Consider the following 24,809-nt stretch of genomic DNA (forward strand, 5'->3'; position numbering starts at 1 on the left):
TATTAGGTGGCCTTCTTATTGCTCCTCATGAAAGAATTTATATATGACTCAGTATTATTCAAATTCATATGAGATGGCAGACAACGCATACAGTGGTGCTGTTTCTGCTCGTAAAATTCTTGGTCCTAAAGACATGGTTTGAGCACCTGCTTGTAACAAGGCCTCTGCCTCTTTACGAGAAATGCCACCCTCTGGACCAAATATAATAAGGATTGATGTTAATTTTTTCTCATGCACAAATTTAAGCTTATCCGCAAATCTGGTGCGTTTCTCAGCCTTTGCATCCTCTTCGTCTGCAATAAAAACGGCATCAAATTGGTCTATATCTTGTAACAATTGTTTAAATGTAACAGGTTCATACACCGCTGGAATATGTGTACGATGGGCTTGTTCAGCCGCCTCTTTTGCAATTTTTTGCAATCTTTCTTGCTTTTTAGCCCCTTTTTTCTTGTCCCATTTCACAATTGAGCGTTCGGCTTCGAATGGCAGTAAGGCAAACATGCCAAGCTCTGTCGCTTTTTGTGTAATCAGCTCTAGCTTATCACCCTTTGGTAAGCCACAAGCTACTGTTATTTGAATAGGTAGCTCAGAAGAAGGGATTGTTTCGCCCGTAGCGTCAATCGCTACCTCATCACCTTCAAAGCCTGTAATCTTACAAATATGAGCAATATTTTGTGCAACAACAATGATCTGATCGCCTTGTTTCATGCGCATCACTCGTTCAATATGCCGTGCATCTTCTCCGCTAATACGTGCATTCTCTATGGCTGTTTCAATAAAATAACGTTGCATGCTCCACAGTCCTTTCTAGCAAGAAATAAAGCACCAAATCACCAGCACATGGCTTACGATTTGGCGCTTCCTCCGTCAAGTTATAGTGGACGACGGGCAATGATCGCTACCCAATCTTCCATTAATAATACTTCTTCAATCATAAAGCCTGAAGCCTCAAGAGCTACTTTAACATCATCGCGTTTGGCACCGATAATGCCTGAAGTGACATATAATCCACCTGGTTTCACAATGGTAAATGCATCATCAGTGAAGGACATAATAATTTCTGCCAAAATATTTGCGACAACCACATCTGCTGGTTCTTTAACAGTGTCTAATAAATTTCCATGGAAAACAGCTACTTTGTCTTCTACTTTATTTAAGGCAACATTTTCTTGTGCTGAGCGAACTGCTACCTCATCTAAATCAAGGGCATGCACATTTTTAGCCCCAAGTAATGCCGCTCCAATAGACAATACGCCGGACCCTGTTCCAATATCAACAACTGTATCCCCTTCTTTAATGACCTTTTCAAGTCCTTGTAGACACATGACTGTAGTTGGGTGTGTTCCTGTACCAAATGCCATCCCTGGATCTAATTCTATAATTAATTCATCTGTAGAAACAGGCGTATATTGCTCCCATGTAGGGACAATGGTAAAGCGTTCAGAAATTTTAACTGGATGGTAGTATTGCTTCCATGCAGTTGCCCAATCCTCTTCGTTGACCTCAACAATGGATACTACATTTTCACCGATATCAATGTTAAAGTTCGTTAGATTCGTAATAGCTGCTTTAATCTCCTCGACCGTTTCATTTAAGAAACTAGACTCTGATAAATAAGCTTTAACAATGACGCCATCCTTCGGGAAATCCTCTTCATTTAGTGCATAAATTTCACCATATTGATCTTCACGGGGCTTCGCAAACTCTGCAGAATCTTCAATAACAACACCACTTGCTCCTGCTTCATGCAAAATATTCGAAATTGCTTCTACCGCTTCATTTTTTGTATGAATGGATAATTCTGACCACTTCACGTAGCTCTTCAGCTCCTCTAATTATTCACCTTGGAATTTTTTCTTAATTTTATCGAATAGTGAACTTCCTTGCTCTTCAGGGATATCGCCACTAATTTCTGCAAATTCTCGTAATAATTGCTTTTGTTTTTCCGTTAACTTCTCTGGTGTCATCACCTTCACGGTAACATACTGGTTGCCCATGCCATAGCCATGAACATTTTTTACACCTTTGTCTTTTAATCGGAATTGAGCTCCTGACTGTGTTCCGGCTGGAATGCGTAGTTTTACTTTACCGTGAACAGTTGGTACTTCAATTTCATCTCCAAGTGCAGCTTGCGGGAATGTCAATTTCAACTCGAAATAAATATCATCCCCATCACGTTCGAAATCATTATGACCTTGAACACGGAACATAATATATAAATCCCCTGCTGGTCCACCGTTTATACCTGGCTCACCTTGACCAGATACACGAATTTGTTGACCATCATCGACACCAGCTGGAATTGACACTTTAATTTTTTTGCGTTTTTGAACTTTTCCTTCTCCACGACAAGTTGAACATTTTTCTTTAATGATCTTCCCTGTACCATGACAAGTTGTACAAGAACGACGGTTCATCATACGACCAAATGGTGTATCCACTGCTTGGTTGATTTGGCCAGCGCCATTACATGTCGAACATGTTTCAGGTTGCGTACCAGGCTTTGCTCCTGAGCCATGACAAGTCTCGCAAGTTTCATCTTTAGGAATTTCAATTTCTGTTTCTTTCCCAAAAATAGCTTCTTCAAATTTAATATTCATGCGATATTGCAGGTCGTCACCTTTGCGTGGCGCATTTGGGTCCTGACGACGTCCACCTCCGCCAAAGAATGAACTGAAAATATCCTCGAAGCCGCCAAAGCCGCCGCCTCCAAAGCCACCACCAAAGCCAGCATTTGGGTCCTCATGACCAAATTGGTCGTAGCGTGCTTTTTTCTGATCATCACTTAATACTTCATATGCTTCAGCGATTTCTTTGAATTTTTCATCTGCACCCGGCTCTTTATTAAGGTCAGGGTGATATTGCTTTGATAATTTACGGTATGCTTTTTTGATTTCATCTTTTGTTGCCGATTTTGTTAGGCCAAGCACCTCGTAATAATCGCGTTTCTCCATGATTCACACTCCGCTCTGTTTGCATAAAATCTATTGTAACATGCAGTCGATAAAACTGCCTTATTTTTTCGAGTAATCGCTCTATAAATTTGAGGTTTTTACTACTTCCTAGCAGTGTTAACGTATGCAAGTATTCCTTAATTGGTACCTTTACTAGTTCCATAACCTTACTTCATGACAAAAGCCAAAGCCGCAAGCGGTCTTTGGCTTTTTCACTTTACTGTGCTTTTAATTCTTATTTATCGTCTTTTACTTCTTCGAAATCAGCGTCTACAACACCATCATCTTTTTTACCAGCACCAGCGTCTGCTTCTCCGCCTTGTGCTGCTTGAGCAGCTGCTGCCGCTTGTTCATAAACTTTCATAACTAATGGCTGTAAAACACCTTCTAATTTTTCTTTAGCTGCTTTAATGCCTTCTAATTCGCCAGCTTCAAGTGCCTTTTTCAATTCATCACGAGCATCTTCTACAGATTTTTTCTCGTCTTCTGTAATTTGTTCACCTAGGTCAGTAATTGTTTTATCCACTTGGAATACTAATTGGTCAGCTTCGTTGCGAAGATCTGCCTCTTCTTTACGTTTAGCATCTGCATCAGCATTAGCCTCTGCGTCTTTTACCATACGTTCAATTTCTGCCTCTGATAAACCTGAATCAGATTGAATTACAATTGTTTGCTCTTTGTTTGTACCTAGGTCTTTCGCTTTTACCGATACGATACCATTTTTATCAATATCGAAAGTTACTTCGATTTGAGGTACACCACGTGGTGCTGGTGGAATATCAGCTAATTGGAAGCGACCTAATGTTTTGTTGTCTGCCGCCATTGAGCGTTCACCTTGTAGTACGTGAATATCTACTGCTGGTTGGTTGTCAGCCGCTGTAGAGAATACTTGTGATTTAGAAGTTGGGATTGTCGTGTTACGGTCAATTAATTTTGTGAACACGCCACCCATTGTTTCAATACCAAGTGAAAGTGGTGTTACGTCAAGTAATACAACGTCTTTCACATCACCTGTTAATACGCCACCTTGTACTGCAGCACCCATTGCTACAACCTCGTCTGGGTTTACACCACGGTGAGGTTCTTTGTTAGTTTCTTTACGTACTGCTTCTTGTACTGCAGGAATACGAGTAGAACCACCAACTAAAATAACTTGATCAATTTCAGAAGTTGAAAGACCTGCATCAGATAATGCTTGTCGTACTGGACCAACTGTACGATTTACTAATGGTAATGTAATTTCATCAAATTTTGCACGAGTTAAAGAGATTTCTAAGTGTAAAGGACCTGCTTCACCAGCAGTAATGAACGGTAAAGAGATTTGAGTGGATGTTACACCAGATAAATCTTTTTTCGCTTTTTCAGCAGCATCTTTTAAACGTTGCATCGCCATTTTATCTTTTGATAAATCAATGCCATTTTCTTTTTTGAATTCTGCTACTAGATATTCGATAATCGCGTCATCGAAATCATCCCCACCTAGTTTGTTATCACCAGCTGTTGCTAATACTTCAAAGACACCATCACCTAACTCAAGGATCGATACGTCAAACGTACCACCACCAAGGTCAAATACTAACACTTTTTGATCTTGATCTTGTTTATCTAAGCCATAAGCTAGCGCTGCAGCCGTTGGTTCATTGATGATACGCTCTACTTCTAGACCAGCGATTTTACCAGCATCTTTTGTTGCTTGGCGCTGTGCATCGTTAAAGTAAGCAGGAACTGTAATTACTGCTTTCGTCACTTTTTCACCTAGGTAATCTTCTGCATAACCCTTTAAATATTGAAGAATCATAGCTGATACTTCTTGTGGAGTGTAATCTTTGTCTTCCACCGTCACTTTTTCAGCTGTACCCATTTTTGATTTAATAGAAATGATTGTGTTTGGGTTTGTTACTGATTGACGTTTTGCTACTTCACCAACTTGACGTTCGCCATTTTTAAATGCAACAACAGATGGTGTAGTACGATTACCTTCTGGATTTGGAATTACTTTTGGTTCGCCACCTTCAAGTACAGAAACGCAAGAGTTTGTTGTTCCTAAGTCAATACCAATAATTTTGCTCATTAAAATTTCCTCCTATTAATTCGACGCACGGGATGCGTTTTTTCACTAATTTTAATTGACTAAATAGTGCTAAGACTATTCGTTCACAGATACCATTGTTGGGCGTAACACACGATCTTTTAAGATATATCCTTTTTGTAGCTCGCGTAAGACTACACCCGTTTCTTTTTCACTATCCTGTTCCTGCATAACAGCTTGGTGGATATTTGGATCAAATTGCTCGCCTTCTGCTTTTATCACTTGCAGGCCTTCTTTTTCTGTAGCTTCTAGCAATGAGCGATACACCATTTCAATTCCTTTAATAATAGATGCAGTTTCTTCAGAAGTTGTCTCCACCTGTAATGCACGCTCAAAATTATCAAGGACTGGCAATAAATCAGATAATAAGCTTTGCGCTCGGTACTTTTCAGCAGCCTCACGATCTAGTTGTTGACGACGACGCATATTATCGAAATCTGCACGTAGGCGTAAATGTCGGTTTTCCTCGTCATCTAGCTTTGCTTGTAATTCAGCAAGCTTCGCCTCATATTGCTCTTCCACTGATAATTCAATTTCCTCTTGAACCTCTGAACGTTCTACTTCCTCTGTTGCCGTTTCTGCTTGTACATCCTCTTGTACTAAATCTTTGTTTTCAGTTGTTTCCGTCACTTGAATCCTCCTCATTATCATTCACTACGATTCTTCGTAAATGCTTGCGTTAAGTCCAAGCGTATTACGTCTAATAATGCCACCACACGCTTATAATCCATGCGTGTTGGACCAATAATAGCAATGGCCCCCTGTTGATCATCACCAATAGAATAAGTAGTGGTAATGACACTGCAATTTTCCATTTCTAGCTGTTTATTTTCTGAGCCTATTCGAATATGAATTCCTGATTCATTTGGATGGAATAGTGACTGCACTTGGCTGGTCGTTTCCATTAAGTCCAATATCATACGGACTTTATTTAAATCATGAAACTCAGGTTGGTTAAACATATTCGTTTTACCACCATAGAAAATTTTACTTTCTGAATTATGCATTGTCGCTGTTACGAGTGCGTGGATAAAATCATCCGCTGATTGTACATGTTGCTGTAAAACTGCCAACACTTCAGCTTCAAGGCTTTTATGGAGCTCTTCTAATGACACACCTATTAAGCGATCATTCAAGATATTGACCATTTTTTCTAAATCCGAAGCGGTAAAATCAGGTGGTAAATTAAATAAGCGATTTTCAACATGTCCATTATTCGTCACGATAATCGCTACTGCTGTATCACTAGACAGTGGTACAATCGAAAATCTTTTGACACGATGTCTTTGAACATCAGGCCCTAATAGTATGGAAGTATAAGATGTCAGCTCTGATAGAATATTGGCTGACTTTCGGATAATATGCTCTACTTCTACAAGTCGATCATTGAAAATCGATTGGATCTGTTGAATGTCTCTCGAATTAATACCTTGAGGACTCAACAAATGATCTACATAAAATCTGTAACCCTTTTCCGAAGGCACTCGACCAGAGGAAGTGTGTGTTTTTTCTAAATAGCCTAATTCCTCTAAATCCGCCATTTCATTTCGAATTGTGGCTGGACTAAATGTAATCCCTTGTTTTTTGGAGATTTGGCGAGAACCTACCGGCTGTGCAGATAAAATAAAGTCATCTATAATTACTTGCAAAATCTGTAACTGCCGATTTGTTAGCATGATTATCACCTCTGTTAGCACTCAACCAAGAGGAGTGCTAATACTATTATTAAATTATCAAATCCCACAATTTATGTCAACGATATCGCTCATTCTTCTAGCAAAAATTGTTGAAATACTTCATTCCCCACAAAACGTCCTTTTCTTGTGAGTCGAACACCTATATCATCATGTTCTAAAAGTCCTTTTGATACTAGCTCTTTCAGAACAGAATCATAATGAGCTACGATTGGTGTTTTCAACTTTTCTTCATATATTCTGTGCTTAACTCCATCTGTTTTACGCAGTCCTAAAAACATTTGTTCTTCTCTTTTTTCAGCCTGCGATACCTCATGCTCATGGACAATTGGAAGCTCCCCCGCCAAAACAGTTTCCATATATTTTTTTAATGGTCCATGATTGGAGTAGCGTACACCTGCTAGATATCCATGAGCACCAGCACCAAAGCCAGCATATTCGTCATTATCCCAGTAAATCTTGTTATGTTCTGAATGATAACCAGGCTTCGCAAAATTACTAATTTCGTATTGTTGGAGACCATGCAATTCCATTTGCTGCATTAAAACATCGTACATATCTGCTTCTAAATCTTCTGTTGGTAAAAGGAGCTTTCCTTTTGCGTACTGATTATAAAAAATCGTTTTTGGCTCCACAATAAGGGAATACGCAGAAAAATGAGGCAAATCAAGGGCCAATGCTTTTTCTAATGAGTCCTTCCATTGGGCCATCGTTTGTCCTGGCAATCCATACATTAAATCAATACTAATATTTTGGAAGCCGATTTTTTTAGCTAAAGCTATTGTTTTATACACATGCTCATTACTATGTGTGCGTCCGATTTTTTGTAACAGTTCTTGATTGAAGGATTGCACGCCCATGCTTAGTCGGTTGACACCGCCATCAAACAAAACTTGCAATTTCTCCGCAGACAATTCATCTGGATTAGCCTCTGATGTAAATTCTGTCACACTATTCATTGGAATATACGTATGAATTAATGTTAGAAGTTTGTCCAATTGCTGTGGTGATAATGCTGTGGGTGTTCCCCCACCTAAGAAAATTGTTTCGATATGACGAAAGCCTTCGGGATTTTTTTGCGTTGCAAGCGCCATTTCCTTTCCAAGAGCTTCTATATATTCATCCACTGGTTGATTTTTAAAGTAAAATTTATTGAAATCACAATAATTACAGATCTGATGACAGAAAGGAATATGAATGTAAACACCTCGTGCCATAGCTATCCCTTCTTTCTCGTTAAGTCTTTTCCATTTCTACATTATAACGAATCAATAGAAGGAACGCTATGAAACCATCTAGTGGGTTTACACAAATATTTTCCCCCATTATTTTTTTACAAACTAAAAACTAGTAGCCAAAGATATTCCTCTAGCCTACTAGTGAACAAATGATTCTATGATGTTATAAAAATACCTACAGTAACAAGTGCTGCTTTAATGGAGAAATGCGAAAAAGAAGCAAAAAAATTAGCTAATTTCCTAAGTAAAGCATGAATCGAGCACTAGAAAAAATGTAATTCATGAATAACAAACGATTCCGACTACTATGCCTAAAAGCACCAATAAATAAGGCTGCATTTTCCATCGAATTAAACCCCATAAAAAGACCGCGACAAAGATAATATCTAAACCGTTTTGAATAGTCTGTGTCACAATCGGATGGATAAAGGCGGCGGTCAAAATACCAACAACTGCCGCATTGGCTCCTGCCATTGCCCCCTTCAGTCGGGTATGACGACTTAAGCTGAACCAAAAAGGGAGGGCGCCTATTACTAACAAAAATGCCGGCAGAAAAATTGCCAAAGTGGCTATCATTGCTCCTGGTACACCTGCAATAGCCATGCCGATATAAGCTGCAAATGTAAATAAAGGCCCTGGAACTCCCTGTGTCATACCGTAGCCTGCTAAAAAGTCTGCTGTACTCATTTGTCCACTTTGAACAAACTGTGTCTCTAATAAAGGTAAGACCACATGGCCCCCACCAAATACCAATGCACCTGCTAGATAAAACTTCTCAAACATTGTTATCCATTCATCATTCCATAAAGCACTTATCATCGGTAAGCCAAAGAGCAGTATTAAAAAAAAGCTTAATAAAACAATACCCGTGGATTTAGAAATAGGTACTTGAATCACTAAAGGGGCATCTTCATTACTTTTTTTTATTTGTTGAAAACCGATACAAGCAGCTAGTACTATCGCTGCTATTTGTGCCAACGGATGGATCCATACTAGCACGATGATGAGCGACATTATAGCCATTAACCAATGTAATTTTGTTGACAGTAATTTTTTGCTCATATCAAATATTGCATTTGCCACAATCGCAACAGCCACTAACTTCAAGCCATGAATCCAATCCATTTTTATTTCTGTATACATGGAAAAATAGGCAAATACCATCAATAACAACACAGAAGGTAGCGTAAAGCCCAAAAAGGAGAGTACACTTCCTAATAAACCACCCCTTAATAAGCCAATTCCCATACCTACCTGACTAGATGCAGGTCCTGGTAAAAATTGACTCAATATGACAAGCTGGCTATAATCCTGGGCTGATAGCCATTTACGCTTTTGCACATATTCTTGTTGAAAATAACCTAAATGAGCTGTTGGTCCCCCAAACGAGGTACAGCCTAATTTTAATGAAACATAAAAAATCTCCCATAGCGTTCGCAAACTCTCCACTACTTTCCATAGCTTTTTATCCATCATACATGGAAAATAGATTTTTTCAGATTAAGAGTTTGTAAATTTTCATTCATTGCTAATCTTTTTTTATTTTAATGGTGGTATCAAGTTTACTGCCATCCTTATCGACAGGGGTTAACGTATAATTTTTCTCAGATAAGTATAGTCCATCCACACGGCTTCCCCATTTTGTTCCTTCTTTATTTAAAGGATAGGGTGTTTCAAAAGTCCATGATTGCCCTCCTTTAGATTGAATTTTAAAGTGTAAAGCATCGTTGACAATATTCTTCTCCGTAGAAAAATAAATTGTAGTTGAGATAGGTGTGGAAACAACACGATCAATCATTAATTCCTGCTGATCAATATGTTTTACTTTTTTTTCGATTGAAAAAATGTGTCGATCTTCTTGTAATTGCTCTTGTGATGCCTCTACTTGAAATTCCCACGGCTTTTCAATGCGTGTTTCTACATTCCAATCTTTATAACGAATGTCCAATTCCACATGTTCATCTGTCGGGAAATCATCCATTTTGATGCTATTGTAGATGGTATAAACATTTGCAGATTTGGCAATAGACTGCCCTCCATTACGAACCATATAATCCTTACCATTCACAAGTATTTGAGGAAAGAAAAACACCTGATGATCTGGCTTAAACTCTTTGGTTGGTTTGAAGGTTGCATTCAGTAAAATTTGATTGTCATCCATGATTACTTCATTTAATGTTAAACGCCCTAAACTATTGTTAGCTGTTTCCCCTACCTCTGTTTTATAAGCTTCAAAATCCACCCCCCTATCCCGCAGCCAATACAGCAAAGAGGAACTACTAACTACTAAGACTAATAAGAATACAACAACAATTCTCCACTTTTTGCGTCCTCGATTTTCCTTATTTAAATCTACAACTCGAAAGATATCATCGGACAACAAGTACACCTCTTTTTTTTAAATAGTTATGTTTTATTGTAGTTAGTAAAGAGTCATTATATAACCTGAATAGAAAGCATAGTTGGACAAATTCAATATGTATAAAAGGAATCATTCAATCCCTTTTTTTAGTTGACGCACCTTATTTACTTCTTCCATTAAATAGTCCACGAATAGATCATCTCTTACTAGCCAAGCCTGGTAAAATCGCTTTACATACCATTCGGCATCCTCAAAGCTCCTATAGGTTTGCTCAAGTCGATTTTTATTTATTTCAATGATCCAATTCATTTCATTATTTGAATAAAGAAGAAAGAATTCATCATGGCGATTTTTATAGAGGGTTCCAAAGGTGGCGCCCTTAAGGTTATAGCGATTTCTTTTTGCGTCCTCAGGAATTGGCTCTAGGTGGAATGTTTCTAACACAAATTGCTTATATGCCTCCACTGTTAATGAGCACCCTGCTGCTTTTTGATGCCCTCCTCCACCAAACAAGGTTGCGATGGAAGCCACATTAATATGATCATGTATCGTACGGAAGGAAACTCTTTTACTTCCCATATTAATCATTGCAATATAATCAAGATGTATATTTTCTTTTCCTAATTCATTGCCAAGCTCAGAATGATAGGATTCTGCATAAACCACTCCACCATAGAAGTCACCTAAATTAGTTTGTATAAGCTCACGTTTTTTTCGGCGAATATAACGTTCTATTTTCTCCTCTTCCATGCTTAAAATTTTCTTTTCGAATTCATCAAAGTCTAAATGAGACTGACTTTTTAAACGATCCAGCATTTTTTCTTCGAATTCCTCTATAGACACTAAAAAAAAGAGTGCATTCAATCGTTGAGCCTGATAATTTCCATTCTTTTCCCATTCCCATGTATCATATTGTCTCACTAACTCAACAAACTCTGTAAGAACATCTGTTTTTTCTAACAGTCCATGCATGACAAGATATTGATAAAATAATGATGTGGCAGACGTTAAAAGGCCATGCTCATCTTCTATTATAACCTTACCCCACTCGTACTGATTGAGGTGGAGGGCTGTTTGATGATGGTCTAAAAGCTGCACGTTCCCAGTAGCCTGAAAGTAATCATCAATTCTTTTTTCGTTCCCCTCATTCGGAGAAAGATCTGTAATAAATAAAAAAGTTTTTGACTGTTCATGGTCCAAAAAGAACTCAATCTCGCGGTCAAGTGCCGTAACAGAGTTATACCGTATTTTCACCTGATCGCTAAACGCTAGCTTAGCTAGAATCCCACAACCTACACCATCTAAATCGTTATGTGATAGTAATTTATACATATCTTCACCTCCGATATAGTATGGTTACTTTTTTGTTATTCAAACAAAAAATGTCATTGAAAAAGAATACGTGATGACATACATTTACTTCAGATACACAAATTCATATTAGAAGGAGATATTTTTCATGAAACGTAGGCTCGTCTATTGTGGAATTGTCACTTTAATAATACTCACTTTAGCATTTTCCTCCTATAAACTAATGAACGCCCGCAATTATCAATTATTTGGAAACCTAACCTCTCATGTTGAAACAAACAACAAAGTTGTTGCGTTGACTTTTGATGATGGACCCACAAAAAATTCGGATGCTATTTTATCGTTACTAGACGAGTATCAAGTGAAAGCAACTTTTTTTCTAATCGGAAAGGATATCGAGGATCAGCCTGAGGAGGCAAGAAAAATTGCTGAGGCAGGTCATCAAATTGGTAATCATACGTATTCACACAAACGTATGGTATTGAAAAGTCCTTCCTTTATCAAACATGAAATCGAAAAAACCGATGATTTAATTGCTGATATTGGCTATACGAAATCAATCGTAGTAAGACCTCCATACGGCAAAAAACTAATTGGACTTCCCTATTACTTAAATAAACACCAGCGAGAGACGATTACATGGAACTTAGAACCTGATACGTTTTTCACTCAGGCTGATGAAAAAGTGAGGTATGTAAAGGAAAACATCCAACCGGGTTCCATTATTTTAATGCATCCTATGTATGATGCTACAGATAATGAATTACAGGCCATAAAGGAGATTTTACAGACATTGAAGGATGAGGGTTATACATTTGTAACAATTGATGAACTTTTAACCATCAAAAACGATTAATAAAAAAACACTAAGGAATCTGTGCCTACTATAGGACAGATTCCTTAGTCAATAATAGCCATGAAGCAGCAATATTATGGACATCTACTATAATATTAACATTATAGCATTTTATATTATTTACTCTCCTACTATTCCACCTTCACAAATTTTACACAGCCTATATTCCCTTATTACAAAGTTAAACAACAAAATTCCTCAATGTTGGATTTTTCAGAAATGTTAATATATATTTTTTCAGTAAAATATAATCACCACCTCTGCTAAAATATGCTATTATACTTTTAGTATAAGGACCTATTTTCATTTAATTGAAAACAGAGGAAATATGAACTACGAAGGATGATGATGATGCAAAATATCCAACAATTATTCCAGAGCGAAGATGGAAATGTTCAACAAAGAGAGAATTTTTTATCCTTATTAGAGAAAATTGTTTCTTCATTAGATAAGTTAAAGGATCCAAATAAAACTACACTAGGTCCAATGAAAGACCGCTCTGCTAATTTTTATCAAGAGCTGATGCAGGATCATCAAGTGCCAACTACTGGTGTTGGGCTCGATCAAGTGGTAGAAGAATTAACACAATTAATGCAAGGGCATCCTTATCATACGCGTAACTTTGTCACTAATGTTTTACCTATGGCCAGCATTCCTGGCGTATTAGGCCAGTTTACAAATGCCCTTCTGAATGGCAATAACTTATGGGACGTTTATGGGCCGGCTGCCGCTGAATGCGAAGTAAAAGTAGTGGCCATGATGTCTAAATTAGTAGGCTATGATTACACGAAAAGCTTTGGCTATACTACATGGGGCGGTCAAGGGGCTGTTTTCAGCGGATTACGTCTAGCTATTGCAAAGCAATTCCCACACGCTAAAGAAGATGGTATTCCTAATAATTTATATTGCTTTGCTTCAGAAAACGCACATTATAGTCTTTTGAAATCTATTGAAGCAGTAGGTATTGGTAGTAAACATTTAGTACGCGTAAAAGCAGGCAAAGATCACGCAATGGATGTGGAAGACTTACGCGCACGTATGACTGAGGTCATTGAAAAAGGCGGTATTCCTGTCTATGTCGTAGCAACAACAGGTGCAACAGATCAATTTGGCATTGATGATGTAAAGGCGGTAAAAGAAGTCACAACTAGCCTTGAGCAAAAGTACAATCTACAACCAGTACATATTCACGCGGACTCAGCATTAGGTGGTTTTTATGCCTTCTTCAATGATTATGATTTCAAGAAAAACCCACTACAATTTGAAGAGGATGTTTTACAGGGTCTGTCACAGATCCATGAACGTATGCAGCATCTAGCAATTGCCGATAGCCTATGCTTTGATTTCCAAAAGCTTGGACAAACACCTTATTTAACAAGCTTATTCTTAATTAAAGACGGTAAAAGCTTACAGCTATTAGATATAGAGGACTTTGATACACCATATGTTGGTAATCGTGGCTACGGCTCCTATCATACAGGTTACACGTTAGAATGTTCTCGCATGGGTAGCTCTATTGCCATTTTGGCTGCTTTGCAGGCATTTGGGAAGGAAGGCTATCAACAAATACTAGCCAATTATGTACGCGTGAATTTAGCATTCCGTTCACAGTTAGCTGCAAAAATACCAAGCCTACAGGTTGTCAATGAAATGAATATTGGGCCAGTCACTGCCTTCCGTTTATACCCAGATGGTTTGAGCTGGCAAGCAGAACAAGCTGGTCATTATTCACAAGATCAAATTGAACGTATTAATGCTATCAATGCTTCTTTATTTGAGATTATCGGAGAAGGTCGAGACGAAGTATTTTTTGGTGATACAACTCGAGTTTGCACAGTACGTACAAATGATACAACACAACATGTCCCAGTGGCTGCGGCAAAGTTCTTCTCCATTTCACCCTATACAGAAATTGAGCATATCCCTAATATGATTCAGTTCTTACAGAAAAAGCTTCAAGTATTGGAGGCGTCTCAAATTGCGTATCGTCAATAAATTTAAGAGTTCTTTACTCTATAAATATATTGCTAGCTTTACTATTCCGATAGCAATTATTTCATTAATATTTAGTATTGTATTGTTTGCTGTTTCGTATCGTATTATCGACAATTTTGTTATTAAACAATTTGAATCGACATTAGAAATAACATCGAGCACTATATTTGAAGATATCGAGAAAAATGATGTAAAGGCTGCGGATAATGGTAGTCCTGATAAATATAAAAAATTATTAGATCAATTGAACGCAACAGTTAAAAAATACGATATTGAAAATGCCTATGTGCTTTCTAATGCAAATGGTAAAGAGCATATCGTCGCTTTAAGTGATACTGACAATCATCAACAAGATTATGAATTTAGTGAAGAAATGCGTGAAGCTATAAACACAGGAACGATCCAAACTAGTGATATTTATAAAGATGAGTATGGTATCCATAAATCCATATTTATTCCATTTAAAGATACAGATATTATTTTTGGTTTAGATATGGACGCATCCTTCATTTCTAAACTTCAAGCAGAAACACTTTGGATTTGTATTATTATGACGGTTATTTTTGTGATTTTAGGTATCATTGTTGCTTACTTTATTAGCGTAGGCATTACGAAGCCAATCAAAAAAATGACGCAATATGTAGGACAAGTTGCACAGGGAGAATTAGCGGTTGAACCTCTTAAAATAAAGGGTTCCAATGAAATTGCTCAACTTTCATCAGGCATTGAAAATATGACAGAGGATTTACGCATTTTGATTCAGCAAATTGCTCAAAATGCTGAGCAAGTGGCAGCCATGTCTGAGGAATTAACGGCAAGCTCTGAACAAACAAGTGCATCCATACAGCAAATTACTTCTTCTATGCAAGAAGTTGCAGCCGGTTCAGAAAAACAAACCCATTCAATTGAGGAAGTCGAGAGTCATATTACATCTATCTCGGGCAAAATGTCTGAAGTTGTGACAAGCGTTACGGATGTGACGGAAAAGGCATTTGATGCGTCAGCGATTTCAGAAAAAGGCAATACGACCATTAAAGATGCCACTGAAAAAATGGCCGTTACCTCTCAAGCTATTCAAGAATCCGCAACAGTTGTGGAGCGCTTAAGCACATACACAAATGAGATTGGAGATATTGTAACATTAATTACACAGATTACGGATCAAACCAATTTACTTGCTTTAAATGCTTCGATTGAGGCAGCTCGTGCAGGCGAACATGGGAAGGGCTTTGCAGTTGTTGCAGAGGAAGTACGTAAACTAGCAGATCAATCATTAGATGCAACAAATAGTATTCGTACACGCATTGAAACGATTAAAGAGGAATCTGCGCAAGCCGTGAAATCAATGGCGATTAGCAGTAGCAATCTCGCGGAAAGCTCCACAACCTTCAATGCCTCAGGCGAAGCATTTGCTGATATTTACGCCCACATCACAGACCTGACGAAGGAAATGGATCATGTGAATAATATTATGTCCAATATCAACGAAGGAGTTAGCAGTATTGCTGTTTCTGTTGAACAAGTGGGAGTCGTAGCTGTCCAATCATCAGGCAATATTCAAAACGTGGCAGCTGCTTCCGAGGAGCAATCTGCAAGTATTGAAGAAATTACTGCATCCTCAAATAACCTAGCTGAAATGGCACAGGAACTTCGCCATATCATCCAGAAATTTAAATTATAAATAAACAAAACCGCTGTGCTCAAAAAGGCATAGCGGTTTTTTAGAGGACAAAAAAATCTTCTACCAAGATGGTAGAAGATTAAGCAATAATACTTTTTACAACTTTTGAAATCACTGCACCCTCAGCTTGACCAGAAAGTAATGGTTTAGCAATTTTCATAGCTTCTCCCATATTCATTCCTTTTTCAACACCAGCGGCTACTAATTTTTCAGCAATCTCTTCTTCCGATAGTTGCTTTGGTAAGAAAGATTTCAAAAGTACTAATTTAGCTTCCTCTTTCTCGATTAAATCTGCTCGCTCAGCTTTTTGAGCACCCTCTAAAGCCTGATTTGTTTGTTTGACCTCTCGATTTACAATGGCCATTTCTTCATCTGCAGTTAAAGGCTCTCCTTTTTCTTTTTCAGCCAAATCTAAAGCTGATTTTAATAGAGATAATACACCCTTTGCTAAAATATCTTTTTCTTTCATTGCCGTTTTTAATTGTTCAAATACCTCAGTTTTTAACAATGTTCTCACTCCTTTAAGCCTTTATAGTCCACAAAATTATACCATAAAACCAGCCTGAACACTTTAATCAAATAACTTTACTTACTAATGGAGCATTCGTTTTAAGATTTGCAGATTCGTACAATAAAGACAAAAAGAGCATGGACTTTGCATCTGCTTCACTCAACCGATTTATAACCTCTTTCAGTTTGTTCCCCTTTTCTAAATACAGCACTTCTGGTTATTAACTTTATATGACGGAACAAAAAGTGTTTCTTCAAAAAACAATTCTTGATTCATTCATTTTTAAATAGGATATTTTTGTATCGAGCCATTTCCTTGCATAATAAATCCTCACCAATAAAAAACACACTAACAAAATTAGCTTAACATGCTGCTGTTTGTTAATGTGTTCTTCTTTTATTAAGTTGTTAAAAAAACCTTTCCTTTATTAGTATGGGCAGATTCAACAGCATCTATGGCCTTGTGAATGTCCAATAATGGAAAGCAGGTATTTACGCTCATCATTGCTAATACCCCATTATGTACGAGGTTTATCAGCCGTTGCATGAATTGTTGCCATTTCTCTGGGGTCGACTGATGTTGCCAGTGGCGTAAATGAAACATCCTAGCCTGAACCTTTGCTTCATTCACAATGGTTGCCCAATTTACCTGTACTCCTGATAAAAGACCAATGGCTAAAAAATTCCCACCAGGTTTCACACAAAATGCAAGTTGATTGCCAGCGTCTCCTCCTATGGAATCGATGGCAGCATCCGCACCTTTTCCATTCGTTAATGCCATCACGGTCTCATAAAGTGGCATATGAGACGTATCAATGACATCGTTAGCGCCAAGTTGCTGTAAGGCATTTGTATGCAGACCATTTCTTGTAACCGCAATTAATTGGAAACCTAATACTTTCGCGAATTGCGCATAAAGATGTCCAATAGCAGAGCCACAAGCGTTCACTAATAAAACATCACTTGATCGTAATTTTAAAACCTCTGTACAAGTTACAAGTGCTGTAAGGGGATTAATATACATTTGTGCCGCAGTAAAATTATCCATCTCAGTAGGAATAGCTACAGCAAACGCAGCTTGTGTTTTCACCATTTCTTGCCAAGTTCCCTCTCCACGTAAAGGCAGCACTCGCTGACCAAGAAGCTTGGGTGTAACAAGCGGTCCGACAGCCTCTACAATTCCAACGCCCTCATAGCCAGGAACAGTTGGTAAAGTGATTCGATGAGCATATTTTCCCCATATTGGTATTAGATCAGAAGGATTGATCGGCCTTGCTAGCATACGCACAAGAATTTCCTGTTGAGTAGGAAGTGTAATGGTTTTATTTTCAACTCGTATTACCTCTTTAGGATTTCCATAGTCATATATTTTAAGAGATTTTACTTTCACTATTACTAGCTCCTTTATGGATTATCTATTAAACAGCGTCATTCCAGTGGCTCGTTCGTCACACTCTTTTCCTGCTGACAATGATTTAACTGAAAATCCGAGTGCACCATCACATCACTGATCACATACAAATAATAACCCGCCCTAGCTATCAGAATGAACATACAATTTATACATATTTAATCAAAATTCAAGGTACTATAATTTGACGACAGTTAGATGACCTATTTCATCCATTATTAATTGGAGAGTGTCATTTATTTCTATACATATGGGGCTGACCTGCGCAATCTTATCTGAAAAATACCACAGACGAGCACTAGGTCCTACTAAAATATTGGCTCCATCTTCATAGTTGCCTAGAAAATTCAGGGAATCTTGTTGAATATTTTTGTTATTAATAGGCTTTATACCATATTCATTTAACTCTCCTGCTACTGCTGGAATATCATCTGTTGTTAAATTAATTTCACCAATATGTAACACTTGATCGATTGAAAAAGTCGTTATATTGAGCTTTGGATTCACTTCCTGTCTAGAAATAAACTCCACTATATTGCCCTCAGGATCATAAAAATAACATGAATAGGCTTTTAAAAATTGAAAATAAACTTCATCCTGACCTTCCGAAAAAAGTAGGCCAACTCGTTCATTCGCCCAATCCTTTGCTTGTTGAAATAAATTACTTGGAATGTTTAAAGCAAAATGATATTGTTTTTGTATTTGAGAAGAGACCTTCTCGAAAGTCATCTCACTCTCCCCAACAGCTATTGTAAAATAATCCTCTGTACCTTTGACCAATGCAAATCCCATTTGCTCACAATAAAATTGCTGCATTTTTTGTACATCATGAACAACTAGTTTAACCCTCGAAATTTTCATAAAATCCACCCCTTGCGTTTTAGTTAACCCTACTATACTAGTCAGACAAGGCGTTTACTTCGTACAAAAGAATGAAGTTTTATCTAGATAACTTACAAACCACTTCTGCCAGTAGGCTGAGAAAAAAACAAAAACTCTACATTCTCCTGCGAATCATTTCGTATCTGGTGTGGCTGATTCGCTGGAATTTCTATCCCTTCCTGTTTCGATTAATTCAGCTATTGCTTTATTTACTTTCATCGTTACTCATCCTTTCAGGTATATCATAAGAAATTTAATGAATTTGCTGAATTTCTCATGTTAAAAATTCTGCTAAGCTTATTTTCTTTTTTTGATAATCTGCGCTAATCGCTTGTAGTTCTTTTTCTAATTGAAGCACCCCCGCTTCCACACCCCTATAAATTAATATCGGCGTCTGTTCTAAAGACTTTCTGGCTATTGAATAATCACAGGACATTATTTTTTTAAGTAGTAATAAAGTTTTAAGCTTATCCTTCCCATTGCCGGTAATATACACTTCATAGTAATTGTAAGAATGCTCCTCCAGCTGCTCCTCCTCTAAATGCGATGGTACTAGAACACTCTGAAGAAACGCTACGAGATGATCATAGGCCATTTCAAAATCCCACCTTCCTGCACCATGATAGGCGGTAAAAATAGCCGTATCTCCTCTCGATAAATCTATACAATATGGATCTCCCTCATCCGTAGCAATGACTAAATAATGTTGGGGCCAATCTGAAATGACTTCTTCTGTGACAGGATTATAATTGTACCCATCCTGTCCTCGCACTAAATCCGTAGCCCCAAAAATTTGTAGGTTTAAATAGTCACCTGTATTCCATGTAATTCCTTCCACCACATAATGTTTCAAAAAGTAAATATATTCTTCAGGTAATTGCCAATGACTCTCCAACAATCGACTACTCTCATCTTCTATTGGATCGTGAAAAACCATTGGGTATACAGCGTAAAATGAAGGATCTTGTTTTTGAATCTCTGCAATAAAACTACGCATGTTCTCTATTACTTCATCTATGTCCCTAAGTACTTCTTTCATTTGTAGTTCCCTCCTTACTGCTTTGCATTTTATCATACCCTATCATTACCCAATGCAGGAGAACATGTTATAATTTTAAAGTGCACAGCCATAATTATTTCATAAATTCGTCTGTAATCTTAAAACTTTTATCCAAGCCGTAACTACATTTAGTGGCTATAACTTGCCACTGATTGATAAGACTAGATTTTGATTAAAACATAAAAAGGGGAATTCTTTTTTGAGAAAAATATTCATCAGACGCCCTGAGCAAACAGATACTCCTGCGTTACACCAATTCTTTTTACATGTTATTCAGGATACTTTTGCTAAAGAAGGACTTGCAGAGCTGGTGGACGATCAACAACATGAATGGGCGACGAAAAAACAATACTTAGCTGCTGACTTTGACAGTCAGGGCCAAAAAAGGTTTTTCTGGCTGGCTGAGGATGCAGATACAAAAGAAATTGTGGGCACCATCGAGTATGGGGAGTCCAATGAATTCATTCAAAAAATGATAAAGGAAGACCTGTCGAATTGTCCCGAAATTGGGACTGTTTATGTTCATCCAAGCTACCAAGGTCGTGGGATTGGAACGATGCTAGTAAACAAAATGCTAACAACGTTAGAAATGAAAAACGTCCCTAGCTTTTGTTTAGACAGTGGCTATAAACAAGCACAACTGGTTTGGCAGAAAAAATTTGGACAGCCAAACTATGTTCTTGAACATTTTTGGGGAACAAATAATCACCATATGATTTGGAAACGCAATTTACCATTTCAACTAAAGGAGTAAAAGATGTCCTTACAAATTACACAACAATTAGATGCAAAAAATAAATCTTATGTTAATCACATGCTTTATGAATATAATGTAGAACACTTTCCAAAAGACCTACAAGGGCGCTATAAGGAAATTAATTTATTCCTAACAGACCAAGACAATCAAATTTTTGGTGGTATATTAGGGGAAGTTTGCTGGAACTGGTTAGAAATACACACGTTAATGGTCGATGAAAAATTTCGTGGTCAAGGATATGGTTCTAAACTGTTAGCAGCCATTGAGCAAATTGCATTACAGAATAAATGCGATTTCATTAAGGTTGACACCTTAAGCTTTCAAGCATTAACGTTTTATGAAAATCATGATTATGAAATTTTTGGGACCCTCGATCAAGTAGGAAGAGACTTTAAGCATTATTATTTAAAAAAGACTTTACAATATGATATGGATGATGTAAGCCGTGATTAAATCTTTGATGATGAGTGAAGCTCTAAATCATTGCCTTCCATCTATGTGAGCAGTCCTAAATATTTGTTATACATCTAGATGAATGTTAGTATTGTTTATACAGATTTAGTTTTAAATAGTGAGATAGTTAAAAATATGTAAGATTTTAATAGCTTCAACAGTAACGTTGAGGCTTTTCTCTTTCGCAATTTGTAAGTGCCTATACTTATTATGTTTGGAGGGAAATGAAATGTTAAAATTCATTGATGATTTAGCCGGTGCGATTTTCGATGTATTTATGCTATTTTGTTATTTCTTGGCAGGCGTAATAATTGTAGGGGTCCCTATCTTTTTATTGGCTAAATTTTTCCTATTGTTTCAATAAATATTTCACGCGAAAAAAATGCTAAAAGGAATCACCCATTTTATGGTGATTCCTTTTTTGTTTTGTTATAGAGCAAGCCATCCATCAGATCTATATGAAGTTCATATTACTAGAATTATTAAACTTCTACACATACACAAAAACAACAAAATAAACTAAAACTACAGGAATTGCGTAAGAGGAAATACCTATTAAACTCCATTTCCCTTCATCAAGAGACCAAAGAAAAATAAATAAAGTAATCATAGTAATCCCAAAAGCGCTCATGATAATATTTAATAATCCAATATTCCCCATCCCCTTTGTTCTACTTTTCATTAAAGCTAGTATATTCCTCATACAGTTAGGCCATGCTAACTGCCTCCATCATATTTTATTTACAAATAATTTCCATTTTTATAACCAAAAGTATTTATCCTTCACGACAAACTGCCTATCAAGATACAGCCTTTAATGAAACTCACTATGTCGAAATAAGTTTTTAAGTGTGTAACAAATAATTGCTAAATATGTTTTAAAAAGCTTGTTGAAAAAATTTGAAATAAACGAGGGATATTTAATTGGAATACGTTAAATAATATTTGGAGGAGGTGACAAAATGAAAAGAGATAAAAAAGATACAGAATTCGCAACAGATGAGCCAACAAAACAAACATTTTCTACTGGTGCAGAACCAGGCAACATGAAAGAATCTACTAGGGGTAAAGGGTATACTGAGCCCCCTCACCCGGATAAAGAAGACCTTATTATTAATGAGAAAAAAGGAAAGTCCACTTCATTATAATCTAAGACTATTTAACGTTTTACCTATTCAGACCGCTCATTCAAAGTGGTCTTTTTTCACATTCGTATAGAGCTTTACTAATCAGATAAAGGAACCTATTCATTAATGCTAAAGATTAATGAAGCCAACAACTGATACACTTTTGAAAACAAAGAATAAGGCATAGCAAGCTGCCGCAACAGAATCACTATGCCCATTTTACTGATAAAATGCTTAAAAATGTTACAAATACCTTTGACATATTCCCATATGATATAAAAGAATGGCTAAAATTTTTTAGTAATATACGTTCCTAACAGATATAAAAGCACTTAATTAATATGAGTGCTTTTAATTTATTCATGGATATTTTTATTTATTAAATGGTGGGAATATATAAACAGAAAGACCCCCATATCGGAGCGGCCTTTCTTATGTATCCTCTAAAATAATAGAGATATCGATAAAAGAACTGAAAATGTAAAGCCGATACTCCATAACGAACCTAGTATTTTTTGATTTTTGATATCTCTATCTTTTTTTAGTTTTTCCATTAACTGAACTAAATTGATAAACCATAGTAAAGAAAATAACAACGGTAAAAAATAATAATAGAAAAATAAATCAGCCATTTCAAATCTCCCCTTACAAATCCTGCTCTGTTATTTTAATAACCTGATAACACTCTACCTTGGTTACCCTGAAAGTAAAAACCACATAGCTCATAAAATCAACCAAATTACTGCTATACCTATTAATAAACGTTTCCTACTCCCCCTATCAAGTCATTCTTCTTCTAATCTGTTTTGTTTAGTTTTATTATACCTCTTTTTACATTCATATGGATATTATTGACTATTTAGCATTCCCATCAATATTCTAAATTTCTTGGTGAACTACTCATAGATTGTATCCTCCATGTCGTTTAGGGTTCACTACAAATACGAGTGGTTTTTTATTAATAAATATACTCGATATTTATTATGGTAAATAAGTATTATATTGGTTAAAGTTGTTTTTATAGGTTATTTATAATGGCCTTGTTAATTTAAAGGAGGATACATAGGTGGTTAATTTATTAAAGAAAAGTTTTATTTATTTAGCATTAATTATGCTAGCACTAGTAAGTTTTAATGTTGAAAAGGCACATGCTGAAGATGGGTATACAGAAAATCTAATACCTAAAATGACTTCAAATGAATCAGACTTTGGTAAAGCATCATCTTCAAATAACTATGGTTCTACTCCAAGTTGGAAAGCATTTGATGGTGTATTAACTTATCAAAGTGGAGGGGATTACCGTGCTTGGGGAACATCTCAAAAAACAGGTTGGTTAGCGTATGAGTTTACAGAGCCAAAGGCAATTAGTAAATACGTAATGCATAATAAAGGTAATTGGCCAGAACAATTTCCAAATTCTTGGACATTTGAAGCTTGGGATGGTTCAAATTGGATTGTATTAGATTCTCATAGCAATGTAACTAAGAGTGATTGGGTACAAAAGCCAGAACAAAGTTTTACATTTGAAAATACTAATAAATACAACAAATACAGGGTTAATGTTTCTCTTACAAATAGTACTAATAACCAAGTTAACCTAGCAATTTGCGAATTACAAATGATGGAAAATATTTCAAAACCTTCTGAACCTGAACTAATTTCAATAGATAGAAATACATTAGAACTTTTTGAGGGTAGTCAAGATAAATTAACCGCTACCGTTACTCCAGATACTTCAAAAGTAATCTGGTCATCAAGTGATGAATCAATTGCTACAGTAGATCAGGATGGTAATGTCACAGCCCTTCACGAAGGTCAAGCAATAATTACTGCCAAAATTGAAGGTACTGATATTGCAGCCACAAGTACAGTGATTGTTAAAAAACCAAACAATGAATTTTCAAATGCTATTTTAAGCATTACATTAGTAAACGGTATAACAAAAGAATATGATGTTACAAATACCGTTTTAAACAACTACTTAAATTGGTTTGATAGTGCAAAAGGAACTTCAACATTTAAATTTTCTAAAACAATATCTCCTTATAAAAAAGTAACAGAATATATTGTACATGATAAAATTGCTTCATTTGAAATAAGAGAATATTAAACAAATAATGACCAGGTACTCACTATCAATTGAGCGCCTGGTGTTTATTTTGGTAACTGATTAATAATTTTTCTACCTAGCTATATGATCTTTTGCCAAAAGCATTTTTGAATTGTAATAATCTTGCCTGATGGCATTTAATAACTTATCAAGGATTGGTAAATAAACTTTACTTATTTTCAAATTTTCAATTACTGAGAAATTACGTCGCAATGATTGAACTGCCATTTCTAGAATTCATTGTAAGCGTGACTTAGAATCATTTGAGGTTTCTTCACAAACTTGTCTTTTTAAAACCTAATTAATTATTACTACTTAT

At 36.5% G+C, this 24,809-nt stretch carries 24 protein-coding genes; 8 read left to right on the forward strand and 16 right to left on the reverse strand.

Translation table 11 applies throughout. From position 1 onward, the window contains the following. Window positions 1–54 precede the first annotated feature (54 nt). From ACE1MS_RS15200 to ACE1MS_RS15245, 10 genes are all read right to left on the reverse strand, one after another. Window positions 55–792 (reverse strand): 16S rRNA (uracil(1498)-N(3))-methyltransferase, encoded by a 738-nt coding sequence (locus ACE1MS_RS15200; protein ID WP_207889319.1) that lies wholly within the window; start codon window positions 790–792, stop codon window positions 55–57. An 80-nt stretch (window positions 793–872) separates the two neighbouring features. After that, window positions 873–1,814, reverse strand: coding sequence for a 50S ribosomal protein L11 methyltransferase (prmA, locus tag ACE1MS_RS15205; RefSeq protein WP_031417048.1), 942 nt, complete (start codon window positions 1,812–1,814; stop codon window positions 873–875). 21 nt (window positions 1,815–1,835) lie between these two features. Continuing rightward, window positions 1,836–2,954, reverse strand: coding sequence for a molecular chaperone DnaJ (gene dnaJ, locus ACE1MS_RS15210; RefSeq protein WP_012295326.1), 1,119 nt, complete (start codon window positions 2,952–2,954; stop codon window positions 1,836–1,838). Window positions 2,955–3,189: 235 nt separating this feature from the next. Further along, window positions 3,190–5,025 (reverse strand): molecular chaperone DnaK, encoded by a 1,836-nt coding sequence (gene dnaK, locus ACE1MS_RS15215; RefSeq protein ID WP_012295327.1) that lies wholly within the window; start codon window positions 5,023–5,025, stop codon window positions 3,190–3,192. Between the two features lie 75 nt (window positions 5,026–5,100). Then, the gene (gene grpE / locus ACE1MS_RS15220; protein ID WP_031417049.1) at window positions 5,101–5,673 is read right to left on the reverse strand and encodes a nucleotide exchange factor GrpE; all 573 of its coding nucleotides are present in this window, start codon (window positions 5,671–5,673) and stop codon (window positions 5,101–5,103) included. Window positions 5,674–5,690: 17 nt separating this feature from the next. Further along, window positions 5,691–6,719 (reverse strand): heat-inducible transcriptional repressor HrcA, encoded by a 1,029-nt coding sequence (gene hrcA / locus ACE1MS_RS15225; protein WP_031417050.1) that lies wholly within the window; start codon window positions 6,717–6,719, stop codon window positions 5,691–5,693. Between the two features lie 89 nt (window positions 6,720–6,808). Then, on the reverse strand, window positions 6,809–7,954 hold the full coding sequence (gene hemW, locus ACE1MS_RS15230) for a radical SAM family heme chaperone HemW (RefSeq protein ID WP_207889320.1): 1,146 nt from the start codon (window positions 7,952–7,954) through the stop codon (window positions 6,809–6,811). A gap of 300 nt (window positions 7,955–8,254) precedes the next feature. After that, window positions 8,255–9,451 carry a chromate efflux transporter gene (gene chrA, locus ACE1MS_RS15235; RefSeq protein WP_447402458.1) on the reverse strand — a complete coding sequence of 399 codons (1,197 nt, stop codon included), beginning with the start codon at window positions 9,449–9,451 and terminating at the stop codon, window positions 8,255–8,257. 52 nt (window positions 9,452–9,503) lie between these two features. Then, entirely contained in the window at window positions 9,504–10,364 is an 861-nt protein-coding gene (locus tag ACE1MS_RS15240; protein WP_243432609.1) for a DUF4179 domain-containing protein, read from the reverse strand. Between the two features lie 102 nt (window positions 10,365–10,466). Further along, window positions 10,467–11,669: a DHH family phosphoesterase gene (locus ACE1MS_RS15245; protein ID WP_207889323.1), complete on the reverse strand. Its 1,203-nt coding sequence runs from the start codon at window positions 11,667–11,669 to the stop codon at window positions 10,467–10,469. A 127-nt stretch (window positions 11,670–11,796) separates the two neighbouring features. On the opposite strand from ACE1MS_RS15245, the gene ACE1MS_RS15250 reads away from it, so the two are divergent. The 3 genes from ACE1MS_RS15250 (at window position 11,797) to ACE1MS_RS15260 (ending at window position 16,180) form a co-directional block, all read left to right on the forward strand. Continuing rightward, window positions 11,797–12,504 (forward strand): polysaccharide deacetylase family protein, encoded by a 708-nt coding sequence (locus ACE1MS_RS15250; RefSeq protein ID WP_036164248.1) that lies wholly within the window; start codon window positions 11,797–11,799, stop codon window positions 12,502–12,504. Window positions 12,505–12,855: 351 nt separating this feature from the next. Next, a complete protein-coding gene (locus ACE1MS_RS15255) occupies window positions 12,856–14,499 on the forward strand; it encodes a pyridoxal phosphate-dependent decarboxylase family protein (protein WP_031417059.1) in 1,644 nt (547 codons plus the stop codon). Then, complete coding sequence (locus ACE1MS_RS15260; RefSeq protein WP_012295336.1) at window positions 14,483–16,180, forward strand: methyl-accepting chemotaxis protein; 1,698 nt, start codon at window positions 14,483–14,485, stop codon at window positions 16,178–16,180. The genes ACE1MS_RS15255 and ACE1MS_RS15260 overlap by 17 nt, the downstream gene beginning before the upstream one ends. A gap of 79 nt (window positions 16,181–16,259) precedes the next feature. Here ACE1MS_RS15260 and ACE1MS_RS15265 read toward each other — a convergent pair whose 3' ends face one another. The 4 genes from ACE1MS_RS15265 to ACE1MS_RS15280 all read right to left on the reverse strand — a co-directional run bounded on the left by ACE1MS_RS15265 (window position 16,260) and on the right by ACE1MS_RS15280 (window position 20,022). Further along, window positions 16,260–16,688, reverse strand: coding sequence for a GatB/YqeY domain-containing protein (locus tag ACE1MS_RS15265; protein ID WP_031417061.1), 429 nt, complete (start codon window positions 16,686–16,688; stop codon window positions 16,260–16,262). Window positions 16,689–17,090: 402 nt separating this feature from the next. Continuing rightward, window positions 17,091–18,080, reverse strand: a complete 990-nt coding sequence (locus ACE1MS_RS15270; protein ID WP_036164250.1) for a zinc-dependent alcohol dehydrogenase family protein — start codon at window positions 18,078–18,080, stop codon at window positions 17,091–17,093. A 198-nt stretch (window positions 18,081–18,278) separates the two neighbouring features. Next, window positions 18,279–18,962, reverse strand: coding sequence for a VOC family protein (locus ACE1MS_RS15275; RefSeq protein ID WP_036164252.1), 684 nt, complete (start codon window positions 18,960–18,962; stop codon window positions 18,279–18,281). A 295-nt stretch (window positions 18,963–19,257) separates the two neighbouring features. After that, on the reverse strand, window positions 19,258–20,022 hold the full coding sequence (locus tag ACE1MS_RS15280; RefSeq protein ID WP_012295340.1) for an SMI1/KNR4 family protein: 765 nt from the start codon (window positions 20,020–20,022) through the stop codon (window positions 19,258–19,260). A gap of 220 nt (window positions 20,023–20,242) precedes the next feature. On the opposite strand from ACE1MS_RS15280, the gene ACE1MS_RS15285 reads away from it, so the two are divergent. The 3 genes from ACE1MS_RS15285 (at window position 20,243) to ACE1MS_RS15295 (ending at window position 21,617) form a co-directional block, all read left to right on the forward strand. Beyond that, window positions 20,243–20,797 carry a GNAT family N-acetyltransferase gene (locus tag ACE1MS_RS15285; protein ID WP_031417065.1) on the forward strand — a complete coding sequence of 185 codons (555 nt, stop codon included), beginning with the start codon at window positions 20,243–20,245 and terminating at the stop codon, window positions 20,795–20,797. A gap of 3 nt (window positions 20,798–20,800) precedes the next feature. Further along, window positions 20,801–21,253, forward strand: a complete 453-nt coding sequence (locus ACE1MS_RS15290; RefSeq protein WP_447402459.1) for a GNAT family N-acetyltransferase — start codon at window positions 20,801–20,803, stop codon at window positions 21,251–21,253. Between the two features lie 229 nt (window positions 21,254–21,482). Next, complete coding sequence (locus ACE1MS_RS15295; protein WP_255250367.1) at window positions 21,483–21,617, forward strand: hypothetical protein; 135 nt, start codon at window positions 21,483–21,485, stop codon at window positions 21,615–21,617. A gap of 126 nt (window positions 21,618–21,743) precedes the next feature. On the opposite strand, the gene ACE1MS_RS15300 is transcribed toward ACE1MS_RS15295, so the two are convergent. After that, window positions 21,744–21,935 carry a hypothetical protein gene (locus ACE1MS_RS15300; protein WP_012295343.1) on the reverse strand — a complete coding sequence of 64 codons (192 nt, stop codon included), beginning with the start codon at window positions 21,933–21,935 and terminating at the stop codon, window positions 21,744–21,746. A 280-nt stretch (window positions 21,936–22,215) separates the two neighbouring features. On the opposite strand from ACE1MS_RS15300, the gene ACE1MS_RS15305 reads away from it, so the two are divergent. Continuing rightward, window positions 22,216–22,401: a hypothetical protein gene (locus ACE1MS_RS15305; RefSeq protein WP_012295344.1), complete on the forward strand. Its 186-nt coding sequence runs from the start codon at window positions 22,216–22,218 to the stop codon at window positions 22,399–22,401. A gap of 422 nt (window positions 22,402–22,823) precedes the next feature. Here the strand turns inward: ACE1MS_RS15305 and ACE1MS_RS15310 are convergent, their stop codons facing one another. Continuing rightward, window positions 22,824–23,012: a hypothetical protein gene (locus ACE1MS_RS15310; protein ID WP_012295345.1), complete on the reverse strand. Its 189-nt coding sequence runs from the start codon at window positions 23,010–23,012 to the stop codon at window positions 22,824–22,826. Window positions 23,013–23,446: 434 nt separating this feature from the next. Between ACE1MS_RS15310 and ACE1MS_RS15315 the strand changes: the two genes are divergently transcribed. Beyond that, the gene (locus tag ACE1MS_RS15315; RefSeq protein ID WP_447402460.1) at window positions 23,447–24,490 is read left to right on the forward strand and encodes an Ig-like domain-containing protein; all 1,044 of its coding nucleotides are present in this window, start codon (window positions 23,447–23,449) and stop codon (window positions 24,488–24,490) included. Window positions 24,491–24,809: the final 319 nt, after the last annotated feature.

Source organism: Lysinibacillus sp. fkY74-1, assembly GCF_053165895.1.